8 protein-coding genes are annotated in these 15,883 nt (G+C 41.6%); 1 reads left to right on the top strand and 7 read right to left on the bottom strand.

Features of this window, described 5'->3' with window-relative positions; genetic code table 11:
* Positions 1-5 precede the first annotated feature (5 nt).
* Positions 6-1,865: a DEAD/DEAH box helicase family protein gene (locus K0I73_RS17030; protein ID WP_220062212.1), complete on the top strand. Its 1,860-nt coding sequence runs from the start codon at positions 6-8 to the stop codon at positions 1,863-1,865.
* A 64-nt stretch (positions 1,866-1,929) separates the two neighbouring features.
* On the opposite strand, the gene K0I73_RS17035 is transcribed toward K0I73_RS17030, so the two are convergent.
* From K0I73_RS17035 to K0I73_RS17065, 7 genes are all read right to left on the bottom strand, one after another.
* Positions 1,930-3,372: an SEC-C metal-binding domain-containing protein gene (locus K0I73_RS17035; RefSeq protein WP_220062213.1), complete on the bottom strand. Its 1,443-nt coding sequence runs from the start codon at positions 3,370-3,372 to the stop codon at positions 1,930-1,932.
* A gap of 70 nt (positions 3,373-3,442) precedes the next feature.
* Positions 3,443-5,479: a BREX-1 system phosphatase PglZ type B gene (gene pglZ / locus K0I73_RS17040; RefSeq protein WP_220062214.1), complete on the bottom strand. Its 2,037-nt coding sequence runs from the start codon at positions 5,477-5,479 to the stop codon at positions 3,443-3,445.
* Complete coding sequence (locus K0I73_RS17045; RefSeq protein WP_220062215.1) at positions 5,466-7,154, bottom strand: DUF262 domain-containing protein; 1,689 nt, start codon at positions 7,152-7,154, stop codon at positions 5,466-5,468. Before K0I73_RS17045 ends, pglZ begins: the two co-directional genes overlap by 14 nt.
* Complete coding sequence (locus K0I73_RS17050) at positions 7,147-10,602, bottom strand: Eco57I restriction-modification methylase domain-containing protein (protein WP_220062216.1); 3,456 nt, start codon at positions 10,600-10,602, stop codon at positions 7,147-7,149. The genes K0I73_RS17045 and K0I73_RS17050 overlap by 8 nt, the downstream gene beginning before the upstream one ends.
* Before the next feature lie 187 nt (positions 10,603-10,789).
* Positions 10,790-14,263 carry a BREX system P-loop protein BrxC gene (brxC, locus tag K0I73_RS17055; RefSeq protein WP_220062217.1) on the bottom strand — a complete coding sequence of 1,158 codons (3,474 nt, stop codon included), beginning with the start codon at positions 14,261-14,263 and terminating at the stop codon, positions 10,790-10,792.
* A gap of 9 nt (positions 14,264-14,272) precedes the next feature.
* On the bottom strand, positions 14,273-14,818 hold the full coding sequence (locus K0I73_RS17060; RefSeq protein ID WP_220062218.1) for a BREX protein BrxB domain-containing protein: 546 nt from the start codon (positions 14,816-14,818) through the stop codon (positions 14,273-14,275).
* A gap of 3 nt (positions 14,819-14,821) precedes the next feature.
* Positions 14,822-15,583 (bottom strand): hypothetical protein, encoded by a 762-nt coding sequence (locus K0I73_RS17065; protein WP_220062219.1) that lies wholly within the window; start codon positions 15,581-15,583, stop codon positions 14,822-14,824.
* Positions 15,584-15,883: the final 300 nt, after the last annotated feature.

Here is a 15,883-nt window from a genome sequence, read left to right on the forward strand (position 1 = left end):
TAACAATGGCACAAAAGCATCGGCACTATGTTGAACAAACAATTCAAGAACATACATTTGAACATCAGCGAAATGCCGCTCATAACACATTCTCTAAGTTCAACACGGGCTCAAGAGCAGTTGTCATTTCCGCAGAGATGCAATCAGGTAAGTCAGGGATTGCTTTAGCGTTAGCAGGGTTACAACGACTATCACTTTCTGATGAATTCATTCGCGATAGAAAAAAGTTAAAAGATACACTTTACCTAGTCACCATGCCTGATATAGCCCTTCAAGAACAAGCTAAAAAAGATTTAGCTCCATGTAAAAATGTCGTTGTAAGCAACTTTACCAACTTCGAAACAGCCCTAAAAGTGGATTTTAAACATCATCAGCCACATCTTATTATCATTGATGAATGCCACTACGGTTCAAGTAGCGACAGTGTCCGTTATGATAAAGTGTTCAGTTATTTAGAAAGGGATAATATTCATTGCCGAGTTGCTTTTGTTTCCGCAACACCATTCAGCGCTCTTTATGCTGCGGGTGCAGACTCCATATTGCACCATAACTTTAATACCTCCCTCGTATTTCATCAGACAAGTAGCGAATATCATGGTATTCGCCAGATGCATCGCTTCAATCAGATTATTAAACTTGATGAGAGTCACCGAGATTTCTGTGAAGAATCGCTGATGAGAAAGCGCTTTATTAAGCAATTTAAAGAACATGTGGGTACTGGTTGGTCTCTCATCAGAGTTCCAAGTAGTCAAGCAAAGTCGGCAAAACAGATCTTACTCGAAAATGGTATTGATGAAGACCAAATTCACATAGTTGGCCAAAAGTTAGTCGGTGTTGAGGAGCATGAACTCTGCTCCATTGATGATTTAAAAAGGGAGTTTGAAACGGCGAGTCTATTTGATGAAAAACTGATTGCTATTACTGTCGCAGGATTCCGCGCTGGTGTTAATTTTGGTCAGAAAATGAAAGAGACATTAATCAATACATGGGACAGTAGTATTGCCAACATTGCAGCAGTGGTCCAGGCCAACATTGGTCGTGCATGTGGCTATCATCAAAATACACAGGCAAAACACTATACCAATCTCGATGCGGTTCGAGCATACAGTGAGTTATTAGAGCATTTAGAGTCCCGAGATAGGGACAAAGAGAAAGAGTTTGAAGGGCTCCAAGAAGTATTTGAACAAATTTGCGTTAAGTATGATGTCCAAGGATTCGACAGAGGTACTATTGTTACACCAACAGTAAAAACTGTTATAACCAGAAAACTAGATGACTCAAAAATATATTTAACCAAAGGTTACATTGTCGTACCTGGGAAGCTTAATGAACCAGACTTTGATTATAGTACATTGACTACTGACTCTGAATTACTAAGCGCTATTCAACTTATTAGACAAGAACTGCTCGACAATGATGGACCAATTCGCAAAAAAGGTCGCGCATTACGCGGGACTCATCAAAACTGGATCAAGGCTCAATGGGTTAATGGTGTAACCTATAATGACTACACGCCTAGTTGTGCTAAATCCAGGGCACAGCATTTTACTCAGAGCTTAAATAATGGTGAATCAGTCGAATTCAACCGTATTGTTAATCCTGGCGGTGGTGAGAAAACCGAAGATAAACGAGTGATGGCCAGTATCTTTAGTATTTACAATTTATCCGGTCAAATGGACGCATACAAACGCGCTATGGACATCGAAGATATGGCAGAAATTTGTACGCTTTTTGATATCGATCTAGATGACACGTTAATCTTGCTCTATCAACGAGGTGATTACTCTCAAGAGCGAACCGATTCGACAATACAAAACGATGAGACCTTACACAGTGGTAGGATCAAGCATATCAGCGTGTTTTAAATTCAACTAAAAGTGTACTAGCTCAGACCAGATCTGACAGCTACCCAGTTTTCTGGTGCCTTCGTCAAATTAGTTTGTTTCGGCAACATTTTTTATACTTCTTACCTGAGCCACAAGGACAAGGTTCATTAACTCCTAGTTTTTTTCCTACTTGTAGTGGTTTAGATTTTAATCCTTCTTTAGCATCATCGAGAGCTTTCATTAGGTTATCAGAAAATGCAGAGGTTATTTTTTGAATGGTATTTCCGAAAAATAAATCATAGCCTAATTTTGCCTTTAGATTTCCTTTCTCTGCTGCAAGGTTCATCCAATACTTGGCTTTATCAACATTTTTTTCAAATGTATCACCATTATAATAGTCCATTGCTAATTGAAGCATAGAATACGTACATTCAAGTTCACAGGCTTTTTCTATATATTTTATAGCTAACAAAGGGTCTTTGTTGCATGCTTTACCCTCAGAATAATAATAAAATAAAAAACGTGCAGCGAGAGCGTTATCAGACTGAAAAGCTGTCATTAACAGATTTAATGCATTGCTGTAATTTTCATCAGAATAGTATTTAGCACCCAGTAAAGCTATAGCTGGCATAAAGGATTTTTTTACAGCCACTTCCAATGCAGCAAAACCTTCTTTATACAACTCTTCGCCTAAATCTTCATTTACAGCTATGTCAGCAAAGTGGAACAAATATTCTGCTTTACTTCTCGAAAACTGATATTGCTCAACTTTAGAGTTATCAAGTAATATCTTCGTATCAAGGTCATCTAATTCGGCATCAATTTCAATTGCAGCTTTATAAAATGAGGCTGCTATTTTTAATTGCGACTTCTTATTGCTAATATCAGCATAACTAGCTATCAATGAACCAGACTGAGTCTCTTGATCAGTAAGTATTTTTTCAATAGCTTTGCCACCTAAAAACTTATCATGAGCACGCTGAGAATTCAGAGCATTAAACACCAACTCTCTCAACTCTAGATGCTCTAAGTTGGCCATGTATAGCTTTTCATTAGGCTTTATATATCTAAAATCAGCACTACAAGCTTTTAGTATATCAAACAATAATGCCCTACCATGTATTGCCTTATCTTGTGCTTCCTTATTTTGTTTATTTCTCTCAGATATAAACTCTTGCCTATATTCTTGAACTTGACATTGCTCTAAATCACCTTCTAAACAGGGTGCTTTATGAACAGCTTTATTAGTCATGATTCTTAATTCATGGAGTTTACTTTTTAATTTGTCATCAATTCTTCCCTGATGACAAAGTTCATTAATTTGAACATGTAGAGAATCATAGTGATCGGTAGGTATTTTATGTAACTTGCACAGTGCAACTGACAGTTGTTCAAGTACCTGTCTATATTTAAGTAACGCATATTCCGGAAACACCATCATGACTTCGACAGCCTGACGGTAATCATCACCTATTTTTGCACTAAAACGTGTAGACAATGACAGGTCATCTACTTTTATTTTACTTGGAACTAAATCTGTACCCATCAAAAACGGTCCTTGTTTTACAGTATTAACAACTTTATTTGTTTAACGAGTGTTTAACTAAATCTTGATATTAAGCACTGGCGTTAAGCACTGGCGTTAAGCACTCTTGAAGGCTCAAACCACCGTGATTGTAGTAATCCCCACCGATATAACCTGCAATGCCTGGAGCCATCGCAACTGTGACACTTGGGTTCCAATGCCAAGGAACCGTTAACCCAGATGAGCTCATATTGTCTTTCAAAATAGCGCAACGAGTTAAGCGTTTTTTCACCGATGTTTTAGGGATACTCGCCTCAGCCAACTTGTTCGGCACCCAAAGCCAGCCGTGATCTGTTACAACCTTAATTCGCTTCCATCCAGCATTCAAAAGCCCTTCTATTCGAGCAGCAACATCATTAAGCACAGCATCAATATGCAATGGCATTTTACGTTGCTGAGCATGCCCCATATTATCTAAGTCGCCCGTTTGCACCCAGGCATAACCATCGGGTTCACCGGTTTCTAAACCCTCTAAATATTGCCAACCTTTTTCAGCTAAGGCTTTTTTAAACTGATAAGCAGAAAACTCAGACTCTGTACCTAATAGAACGGGTGTAAAGTTTTCATTATCTTGAAGGCCCGACAATAGATCTGCCACCGGCGTAACCGCAGCTTTAGCCGTCGCAGTTAACGATGGCAGTGCCGCCCATTGCGTGGTTAAGTCGATATTAAGGCCAAGCCGACTTAACTTAACTTCTAATAATTTCGCGGTATCAAAACGCAAGCCATCAACAAAAAAGATCACTTCACCGCCAACAGTATAATGAGATGTAGACTCTTTAATTTGATTATCACCAGGGTAGCCTCTTTGCTCCACCAAGGTTTGAAAATTCAATGTCACCTGCTCTAACCAAGGTGTATAAATAACCGCTAATACATCAGCAATCACCTCTTGTTGGTGGATATCTTGCGCCTTAGCCATGGCGGCAATGGACGAAGCATCAGCTTGCCAAAATCGTTCTTGGTAAAACTCTGCCATTGCTTGAGGTGACGAGCCATTAAAGGAAATTTCTGTATGCTCCAGCACAGCTTTTAACTCAGCTAATATTGCTAACCATGGAGATAAACCTAATTGTGCCCAAACCCAAGATTGGCGTTGGTGTTGTTCGCTCCATAATCGAGTGATGACGGCGGCAATATCAACACGCATCTTATCTTTTAGCGCTTTAAGCTCGCTCTCAATAGCACGTTCATCGCGGTTATTCTCAAATAAGTAATGCTGCGCCTCAAACGCTAAGCCTGATGGCTCAACATCAGCTAAACGCTTAACTAGTAGAGGGAGGTTAGATGCAGTATCAATAAAGCGCTGCCACACACTTTGCCAAGCTCCGTCCGCTCCACATAACAAACTTAATGGGATATTCAGTTGAGTCTGAGTCGGTGTAAAACCGTAATTTTGAGCACAAGACTGCTTGAAAATGTCCCATTTATTACCTTGCCATTGCGACTCTTTCTCTTGGGGGTTATTCAGCCAAGCCAAAATATCTTTAGCAGGATCATTTAATACAATGGCATAAAACTCATCGGCAGTTAATTTTTTACCTTGTAACCGTTCTGCCGGTGATTCAAGAATATCCGGCAACACCTGAATTATCGCATCTAAGGTTTTTTTATCTTTAGCTAAATCTAGGCCTAAACCGACATTGGGATTGGTCAAAAATGACGATACGCTCCAATCACGACCAGCCGAATTATACGCCCACCAGCAACCACGGTATTGCAACTCTGCAAGCGGACGCAAATAATCAGGGCACTGCTCAATGGCACGTAAATCTTTGCGCCCTACTCCAGGTAAATAGATAATTGGCGTTTTACTCGCAGGTAATTGGCAATCCTCTAACACACCCGCAATCGCACACTTAACCCAAATCGCTGGGCCTGTACGCTCTTCGGGTTTGTATTCACCGAGTTCAATTAGTTCAGGCAACTGCTGCTTGATGTATGGCATTGCGGATTGCCATTGGCAATCAATGTCTGTCCACAAAATGGCAGCAGGTGCTACTTGAACTGACTTATTAAAAGTTGCTGAGTTTCGTAACTGCTCGATTAAATAATTAACAACTAACATCAAGGTTCCAACGTTGTTTGCAAAGGTCTACTAATTCTTGTTGGCGGCGTTCTAGTACTTCAGGCGTCCATATTGGTTCATTTAGAACCTGCGTCGTCAACACATAGGACGAGATTCCGCTTTTACCGCCGAAATATGCGGTTTTCTTGCGCTCAAAATCAAAATTTGAAGCTTGAGAGTTCCTCCTTTGTGTCAAAGGAACAAGGTTAGCCAAGCGATGTGTCCACTTATCTCTCTCTTCGTCATCAGGCCAGTTGTTATCCCAATCACTCCCGACTTCTACTGTTTGTGGTAGTACATGCTCTATAGTGAGTACAGAATGCTCGTACTTAGCAGCCCCATCGGTAAGGAAAGAATCGGTTCTAAGAATAAGGTAATTACGTCTTCGAGCCGTTAGGTGATAAACGTTTCCGTTAATAACGTCAACGAACTCTTGTGCTTCAGCTTGTGTTAGATTTATAGATTCTACATCTGACGAGTCAGACCTCTCGATACAATCAAGCACATCGGCATAACGCTCAATACGTTGGTTAATGTTAGCCGCGCATATATGTAGCTTTGCAGCTAAACGCTCCAGACGAATGATGAAATCCAACACTGCATTACTATCTGTTCCAAATTTAGCAAGGTAGCTTATAGCTACAGGTAACCAGTCTGAGTTATCAATCTTGTTCAACCAATAAAGTACCTGGTTAATTTCTCCAGCATTATCTGTAGATTGATAAGCGCAATCACGCGCTATTAGGTACGCATCAGCGTATGGCATTATGATGTCGTTGATTAGCGTTTCAGGCTCTGGTGTTTTTATTAAAACGTGTTCTTTAAACTCTTCAAGTAACGCTCTTTTTGCCTTATTTTTGGCATAAATCATTCGAATATAGGTGAGAAGATCATTTAGACCGTCTCGACCAGTTTCTACTTCAATCGCTTCCCACGTATCGTTAAATTCATCTCGTTTTTGCTCCGCAATCTTGCCTATAGCATCAGCTTTAATGAGATCTGAAGGTAGAAGATCTAAACCACGGTTATTCAAGACAGAAAAAACACGAAATGCAGACTGTTGGCTTGGCGATGTCACTGCAACCAAAAAACAACGCGTCATTAAGAACACGCCAAAGTTGATTAGAGACTGCTCTCTAACAAGCGCCTTACGTAGCTTAGTCTGAAGTAGCAAAGCATTTTTGCGAATGTTGACCTGAGACTCATTCTCCAAAGTAGCTTCATCAATATTAGCAAGCTCATCAAACTTCAGTGTTTGAACTGTATTAGCAAAAAACTCTCGATCACGCTGTCGAAGTGCCAAACGAGGTTTTGCTGGAATACCCTGAAATTTCTTTCCTGGCTCCTGAATGTAGGTAAAGCATTCGTTCCGTGCTTCGTCATCTTCCATCAACGAAGTCAATGCGGCGATCAATATAGTTAATGTTGTAAGCCGCTGTTGACCATCAATAACCTGCGAATGTGGTTTATTTTCCTCTTTCACCAAAACAATACTTCCGAGGAAATAACTTTCCTCGGCTTCATGTTGATAAAAATCGTACAGGTCGTCGAATAGCTCGCCTGCTTGTTCTGTCGTCCAAGCATAAGGGCGCTGATACGGAGGGATTTCATAATCGAAATCTGAACTAAAAATTTTAGAAAGGGCATACTCTGCCCCAGTAATGTTTTTAGACACCTGAAGACTCCTTAGCTTCCCTAGCCGCTTTCTTTTCAGCAAGCGTAAGGTGATGATCGTTAATACGACTACCCTCTTTCTCACCGTAAACTGGGCCAAGGTCAAACCATGGAGCGGAAGCTACATCTGTACCTCGGTCTTTTTTCCAGTGGATGTTTGGCTTACCACGCAGTACACCTGCGCCTTTTTTACCCACATCTTTCGCTAGCATAAATGGGCGGATGTTGAGACGTACCCCATCATTCAGATCTGGGTGCCAACCAATAGGTTGCTCTGCTAATGGTTTCCAGCGAACAAAGATATCTAAGCCTTTTTCACCAGCTAAGATTGCCTCGAGTTGTGTCTTTAGGTTTTCAGCAGCAGACAAACGAATGTCTGCCCCATCGATACCATCGGCGATACCGCGCTTTTGGGTGCTTATCCAGTCATCGAGGTAAGTATAGATAAGACGTTCAAGGCCTTTATAGTCGAGCTTGTGGTAATTCACTAATGCCGAAAAGCCATCTTTTAAGCCATCCCAGATTTGCCAGATAAAGGGTCTATGCTGGAACAGCTTACAATGTTGTTCAAAAAACTTATCTCGCAGCCAATCATCTATGCTGGTGGACTTCACTGCCTTAAGTAGATTAGCTTCAACCGAGTTTGACCAGGCTGAGCCATAGGCTTTTTGTAATATTGCCTCTATACGTTTTACCGCGTTCATTTCACCACGAATAGCAGGAATACAGACGATACCATCGTCATCGACTAGGCCATCAAAATCAGCATTTTTTAGCATCACCTGGCGCATTTGAGGTGCCAGTTCCATGTCTTCGTCTAACTCAGCAGGCCATTGGTAACCAAGTAAGCGTGCAACAGCGACTTGCAGTACGGTGTATTCCTGGCGTAATTCGCCAACAGCGGTGGTTTTAGTTTCTTCATCCCAAACTACAGAGGCACATGGATGACCATGGAAGATCCATTGGGTTGGGTCATCTGTGTATGGTTGTGGGAGGCCGTTGGGATATTTTTCTTCAGCTATTTTTGACCATTTCTCAATTTCAAATGGAACGTGCAAAAAGGAATCATCAGTAATACTTGGTTTCTGATTAATATTTCTAACTTCCTTACAATACTCTTCGCTTGAGCAAAAAGACCAAATAGCCTCTAAGTCATCCTCATCATTAGGAATTATGGTGCTGACATTATTGTTATATGTGTTTCCTCGATACAAGGTTGCAGGTAGATCGCCCATAACCCTTAGCATTATTCCATTTTTGCCCCATGCATCAAGACCACGAATCCATGAACTAACTCTTTCTCCGAGTCTTTCTTCAACATAACGATGAAAATCACCGTTTCCATTCTGCCACTTAATAATGTTATTTAGACCACCATAAGTAGATGTACCTGGAAAGCTGCCCTGCATGAATATCCAAGATGGCGATGTAGTGATTTCCCAAAATGCAAATGAAAACCGTTCAGCATCTCCTAAGCATAAGCCTTTATAAGTGCTGCAAAATGACTTCAAGTAAGCAGATTCACTTTTGTATGCCATTACTCTTGAGTTTGGATTTTTAAGTTGTTGAGCCTGATTCAATAAGTCAAATTGACAATTAGCAAGTGCAATTGACTTGCCATTACTACCCACATGTTGGCTCAAGTTTACATCATAAAAGTTTTTTGATGATTCTGGTTTTTGATTATTGATGGAAATTAAAATTGCTTGAACAACTTCACCTGATATTGTCTCAAATGCCCCAGCACCTAATCTAGCTATCAAGTTCCAAGTTTTGTTTGTAAGAAGCTTTTCACGAACTTTTTTATAGGACGCAAGAAACAACCAGTTTTGAGGCAGAACTATGCTTGATTCTCCAAAACGACCGCATTGTTCAATGCATCTTTCCAAAAAAACAGTTGATAAGTCACTTTTGGAATCTTCAAAATAAAGCTCACAATGTACCTGTAACTTCCTTTCTTGAAGTCCACGACCTAAATAAGGCACATTAGTTACAACCCACTGATATTTATCAGCCAGCAAACCAGCAGCCTTAGCTAATCCTTGCGCTGTAGCCTTTGCTTCGCTACTAGCGTCAGACTTATTTGCCATTGCTGACTGTAACAACTCCCAAGGTGGAGTTCCGTCAACTTTTAAAGCTTTGTTAGGATCTATCAAACTCCCCAAGGTTGGCGCATCTTTAAATGTATTTTGCATCCAAGAAATAGCATCAGAAAGTGCTTCATCTCCTTTAGCTAAATCTTTCCATTCTTTTTGTGCCTCAGTAATCGACATACCTGAACAGGCGAGTTGCAACTCCGGCAACACACGATAACCGCCAGCACCAGGGTAACGCCAAGCTTCAAGCGCTAATGCAAACGCTGCCAACTCCACACAGCGTTGATCTAGCTCTAGGCCATGGATGTTATCTTGCAATACCGCATTGACCGCTTCTTTAGCCGTTAAGCCTTCAAGATGCATGCGCATCGGTACTAACATTAAAAACACTGCCACCAAAAAGTGACCTGAACCACAACAGGGATCGAGGGTTTTCAACTCACTTAAATGCTCAGGCCATTTGTCAAAATCACCCGCAGCACTCTTCCAGCTCCCCTCATTCTGTTCGCTGTAGGCACTTTTATCTTCGCTGTTGGCACTTTCATCCTTAACAAAGCGCAGATACTCAAGTGGAACACCAGGAATAGCGGCAAGTTCACGTAGCTCTTGTTCGCTGTTAGCGCGGATTAAATCATCACTGCTCAAGCGGCGTTTAGCCCACCAGGCACCGAGGGCATTATCGAGTAAAAACGACACCATATAAGGCTCGGTAAATAACTGAGTAACAGGGCTTAGCTCTTTGGCACCAATCTTTACCCCAGACTCATTAACCTGTTTTTTCTTTTTATTTTGCCAAAACTGATAACACCAACCTAGGCTGTCTTGGGCTTGGAAAGTAGCTAAATCTAACTCAGCGATGAGGTTTTCGAGGGTATTGATATGGTTGATGGATAGCTTAATCTCGAATACAGGCGAGTCGGCACGGAAGATTTGCGGCAACATTTTTTGTGCTAAACGGCCCGCTAGCTCCCAACCGTCTTTACAATCAGGTTCTTCTTCGGCAAGCTCGTTGCACTCATCCAGTGTTACCGGGGTGCCTTCATACATGAGCAGATTATTTTGCTCGAGATAACGAGCAAACAGCATGCGATGCCAATGCTCGTAGGCCATTTCATTAACCAGTGACTCGGTTTCTTGTTCGCTACCCACGAGCTTATCGCCTAACTGGCGGGCATGGGCGCGTAAAGTGTTACGCAGCTTACGCTCATCATCGGATAAATAGCTGGGTGCTTGGGTATCAGCAACGCCTAGTCGTGTTAGTGCATCTGTGACTGCGGCTTCAACCACCTCACGAGCTTTTTCAACTGTAATCTCTAATTTTTTACGTAATGTTTTATCGAGTGAACTGCGCATAGTTATCTCTTAAATTTTTTAGCTATGAATGTCTAGCCGCTAGTGTTTAGACACTCATGTTTAGACTCGATCAATTAGTTATTAGCCATTAATCGTTAGCCATATATGTGATAAACCCTTGCTTGTGTGATGAACACATAGAGCAAGGGTGAGCGGCTAAATACTATATAATAAGTAAATGCACCATTTAAGATGGCACAACTGGTCCTTTGGCGAGCTCTGCACGTAAATCTTTTTCGACTTTGTCCAGCCACTTTTGTAGCTGGGTTTCATCTTCGATTAACGGCTTATTGAGTTTGTAATACCTGACTTTTGGTGTCAGCTCACTGATGGCATCTTTAAGTACTTGGTCGAAAATACTCGGTAGCGCGGCAGTTTTATCACTCCATTGATCAAAATTAATCTCATCGAGCGAGTCAAATACACCAGCCGCATCACTCACATTGACTGCAGGCAACTTATCAAGATGACGTTTTTTTAAGAATTCATTGCGTTTAGTTTCATCGAGTTTTTGCCAGTTTTCATCTTCTTCAAGCTCGAGCATGCAAGCTTTATGCTCTTGCTGGTACTCGTTTAACCGACTCGTTAGCGTGTCGCGTAAGCCATTAACCGCTTGCTTGAGTAAAGCATCCACCGGATTTGGATCATCTAATAAACTACGATTAGCGATAATCGCTTGGCGCTCTTTATCTAAAGCACTAAAGATACCTAAATCTTTTGCATACTTAAGTGCAAGTTCAAAATCACTCCAACGCGCTTGGCGAGCTTTAACTTTATCAGCCAATGCTTGCCAATCAGCAAAGTCGCTGAGTAATTGATCTTTATTATCGAACACGTGTTGTAACTGGTCGTTACCAGAATACATCTCTAAATCAGTGAGCAATTTAGTACTAGGCGCCATAGGTAGTGGTGCTTCACCACCAGCACGGCGAGCAAGGTTACGAGCATTAATAATGGCTTGCGGTAGATTGGTTGCTTCTTCACCGGCATTGCATGTTTGCTCATGCAAAGTACTAATGACTCCACGCACCTTGATTAACTGTACTTTTGATAAAGTAACATTTTCAGGGCGGAATTTTGTTTGAGTTATAGAAGACCTATCTAACTTTTTAGCATCTACCGCTCTCTCTTGGTTGTCGGCGGCGCGTAAAATATTGGCGGCGACCATTGCAAGCAATGCACCATCGATGGTGTCTTTACTCCAACCAAAAGGCGCTTGGCGGAAGTTGTCGACAATATCTTTTCCTGGCTTCATTGAACCAATAAAACGTTTTATTTCGGCGCATACTGGGTGTTTGTCGGCATCATCATTATGGCCAATAGCTTCGAGTGCATTGGCATCAGCATGCTTACTTGCACGCTCAAACACTTTAGCCCAGCCTTTATCATCAGCTATTTTAAATTTATGGTATAAACGCTGGCACGCTATTTCACCGGCATTTTGAATTTGATCTTTTAGGGTTTCGCCTTCAACTTCTTGACCACCCGCTAAGCGAACTTGAATTTGCGAGAAGATATCTTTCAGCAATGCCTTTTTAGTTCTCTCGGCATCTCGTAAACGAGTCTCCATGGCATCTTTAGCTTCTTTACCTGCGTCGGTAGTGGCACCACCACGAATGTCTAACGTGTTCTCTGCCGCTTTAAGCGAGACTATTGCCGCTTGTAATTCACTACGGTGTGATGTCGGCACATGGATAAAAATGGTTGCCTCATCAGGATCGCTACCCCGAGATAAATCATTAAACTGTTTCTCTGTTACTTCAGGTGCCCAAGCGCAGATTTTTGTATTCGCATCTTTAGGTAGTTCACCCTCAAAAATCGCCGTGATCATGCGGGACTCTGCAACACTGCCTTGGGTAATGCGTGCTTGAGCAATTTGTTGACGTACATAAGTTTGCAGTTCTTTAGAGCGGTATGACTCCAGCATTTGTGGGTTACCGATTAAATCAGATTCCTGGCGGCGAAATTCATCGTACCAGGCTTGGCTTTCAACCGTTTGTAAGCGGTACTCTTGCCCTACAGTGGTTTCCATAGACATGATCAAATGCTCATCCTCAAGCACTTGCAACATTTTGGGTACGATTGGGCGCAGTTTGTGTTTATCTTGCTGTAAATCTTCTAATAATAAATCCGCTAGGCTGTCTACCGTTGAATGAATGCCATATTCAATATCACTAGGTAGCTTGCTGATCAGTAAAATGAGAGATAATAAACGGCCTTGTAATTGCTCATCTCCATTACCCGCTTTTTTACGGCTGATGGTTTCGTAGATGTCTTTTGATATCACACCGGTTTGAAGTAAATTAGTCGCAATTTGATCGTATATAAAATCTGCGGGGACCACATAACCTAGCTCTTTTTCTGCGGTATTTTTAACAGCCTCATGTACCACACGTAATTGATTGCGCAGTTGAGAGCCGGTACCGGTTTTATCTAGTGCGGGAAGAATTCGCTCCCAAAAGCGACGACGGACAGGTAATAGTGGATAGTCTTTTACCATCCATTTCTCATCGTCTTTATTGTGTTCTATGGTACTACCACGCAAATGACGTGATATTTCACCTAGGTTGTTATCAATAACCGCTTGCACTTGTGCTTCTGCCGAGCTTTTCTTTTGCAGAATCACTTTACGGATCACTGAATCCACGTCGGTGTCTTCAAGTTGCACCGGCACCTGGAAACGGCCTAATAAACGTTGCAAGTTAGACATACCCGATAAGGCACTTTGGCCTGTGGCGATAAACAGTAATTTAGATTTTAATGCACTTGCACCACTACAGGTTTCTACCACTTCTTGAACATCAAATGCCCGCTGGGCATCATCACTGATGTACTGCTGTACTTCATCAAGCACGACAAGGGTTAACGGTAGTTCACCATCAACAGATATTGCATCGACTAAAGCTGACACCATTTCATCGTTGGTGACGTCTTTTACAATTGTGTATTGAGAACGAAGCATCTCACGCACTTCTTTGGCATCTGATGCAAAACCTGGGATCGCGTCTAATATGGCGGTATGCAGTATTGGAGATACATGCAGGTTTTTAAGCTCTTTGTCCCAGCTATCGACACCGTCTTTCGCTTTAGCGTGAGTTTTTACGTATTGCTGTACTTGAGCTAATACGCCTTCTGCTTTTAGCCACATAACAAAACGTGCGAGATGATACTGCTCTGGCAAACCCACAGATTTAAAGATAATGCCAAGAAATGCCATACGCACTTGGTCACGAACACCCGCACCTAGTGTGCCTGATGCGGCATGTAAACCACCGTGATTAATGGCTAGTGATGATAGCTCATCAAAATGTGCGGCAATGTGAGGAGGTAGTTCAACAACACTACGAGCATTGCTTCCATCATTTAGCGTTTGGTTAGTCCATAAAGTACGTAGCATTTTTGCTAAGTGAGACTTACCAGAACCAAAGAATCCACTGATCCACACACCAGGTTGTTCACTATTGGTTTTAACCGCACTTAAGTAGTGACTTAAAATGCTATCCATACCTTTAGCGTAAGCCCCATCGCACACAAAGGTTCTTAATTCGTATTCGAGTGTTTCAAGCGCGGCTTTTGAGTGATCGTCCTTGACTTGTGCAACACCATTGTTAGCTAAACGACTATTGATTGGGTCGTTTATAAAAATTTCACGGTTTAACATCCTTGATCCCTATGAATTAGCTGAAATTGCGGTGGCGTGATATCCCCAACCGTCCTTTGCATCTAGTAATTGAAAATTATTGTTATGTACTTCGCCCGGAAAAAATATCACCAAGCGTCCCTTTACATGTTCAGCCACGGCTTCAACAAGCCCTGATACTGAAGCAAAACCAAATAATGTACCGCAGCCTAACATTGCGATGACATCATTTTCATCTTGGTCATCGACAAACTGTTTTTTAAGACTCTCAACAAGTTCATCAGCAAAGTCACCATAAAGCCCAGTAAGGTACTCAGGGTCTTCAAAATAGGTTTCTTTGTAATCTTGGTCAGCCATCCATGTTTCAAAGCTGTTGGTTAAGTCCAATAGCGTCCACGGGTGGTTATACTGCGTAGTGGCCTGTTCAAACTCGCCTATTCGGGCTCTTAGTTTTAGCTCATCTTCTTTGTGATAAACCAAAAAAATGGTTCGTTCATCCGCTGACACAGTTGATGGCCATGGAAGGCTAATATGACTTTCATAGCTGTTTAACAGTTTTGATAATCTATCTGACATTACCTACACCTTAGGTATTTCAATATTTGGAAATGTGACTTCGACCACTTCACTGGCTTGCTTGAAGTTGATAAGGCCTCGAAGTGAGGCACTATGTGCTAATTCAAAAAGCCTGTCTTTATCTTGGTTTAACAATTTGCACCAAAAGCTATCAAACATTCGCTGACCAGATAGCCCATTACAATGCGCGAGAAATAATGCATAGGCAACATGGATATAGGTAACTTTTGGTATTGCGCGGTATTTTTTGGCTTTACCTGTCAAATAACCCGCTTGCGTCCAAGTCCCATTAATATTCTGAGCGAATGATTTTAATGAAGCAGGACTAAAGCGATCGGGATCATCCTTGGCCAAATGGGCTTCGACTGTTTCACGGGAGATATGTTCACCAGGCTCAAGGTTTAAGATCAGTTCAGCTGAACCTCTTAATATGGGGTCTCGAGCAACTGCAAGTTGCAATGCTAATATAGCGTGTGAATCCTCGGATAGTTCCCACCACTTTCGCAAAGCGTTAAACAGCGGAATATCTAACGAGATGCCATAGAGATCAACCAAGTGACGATAAGTTAGCTTACGTGATTTCTCAGTTGGCTTATGCAGAATATTAAACTCAACGATGTCTTTTTCGTAATCTTCACGAGTGGCGTTTTCTGGGCATGAGAACAGTAACAATGACAACTCTTCAATCATCATACTACGTGCTGAATGGGCACCGTTCTTACCAAATTTAAAGCCAAGCTCTATTAATCGTTCTTGGCTAGTCATTAGTAGACCTCATTTGCTTAACCTTTCTTTGAGATGCTGATTACATTGTTTATTCATTAATGAACCAACTACCTCTTATTCTGGAATATTAACACATTGGACTAGATTAACATTCAATATCCAGATGCTAAAGTAAACTTGGACTGGCCTCAGCCCAAGAAATTAGGGATACCAGGCTGCAAGCGAATATCAATCACAAATCACCAAACATTCTTTCTTAAGGCTTGTATGATAACGATTTACATGCATTATACTAAGATCCCTAAACCTTAGGACTAGGTAAGAAAAATAAAGGATTAA

This window comes from Shewanella mesophila (genome assembly GCF_019457515.1).
Taxonomy (GTDB): domain Bacteria; phylum Pseudomonadota; class Gammaproteobacteria; order Enterobacterales; family Shewanellaceae; genus Shewanella; species Shewanella mesophila.

What these genes read in the sequence shown, in the direction of transcription:
- K0I73_RS17030 (WP_220062212.1), top strand. Translation starts at nt 6, where the DNA reads ATGGCACAAAAGCATCGGCACTATGTTGAACAAACAATTCAAGAACAT.
- K0I73_RS17035 (WP_220062213.1), bottom strand. Translation starts at nt 3,372, where the DNA reads ATGGGTACAGATTTAGTTCCAAGTAAAATAAAAGTAGATGACCTGTCA.
- pglZ (WP_220062214.1), bottom strand. Translation starts at nt 5,479, where the DNA reads ATGTTAGTTGTTAATTATTTAATCGAGCAGTTACGAAACTCAGCAACT.
- K0I73_RS17050 (WP_220062216.1), bottom strand. Translation starts at nt 10,602, where the DNA reads ATGCGCAGTTCACTCGATAAAACATTACGTAAAAAATTAGAGATTACA.
- brxC (WP_220062217.1), bottom strand. Translation starts at nt 14,263, where the DNA reads ATGTTAAACCGTGAAATTTTTATAAACGACCCAATCAATAGTCGTTTA.
- K0I73_RS17060 (WP_220062218.1), bottom strand. Translation starts at nt 14,818, where the DNA reads ATGTCAGATAGATTATCAAAACTGTTAAACAGCTATGAAAGTCATATT.
- K0I73_RS17065 (WP_220062219.1), bottom strand. Translation starts at nt 15,583, where the DNA reads ATGACTAGCCAAGAACGATTAATAGAGCTTGGCTTTAAATTTGGTAAG.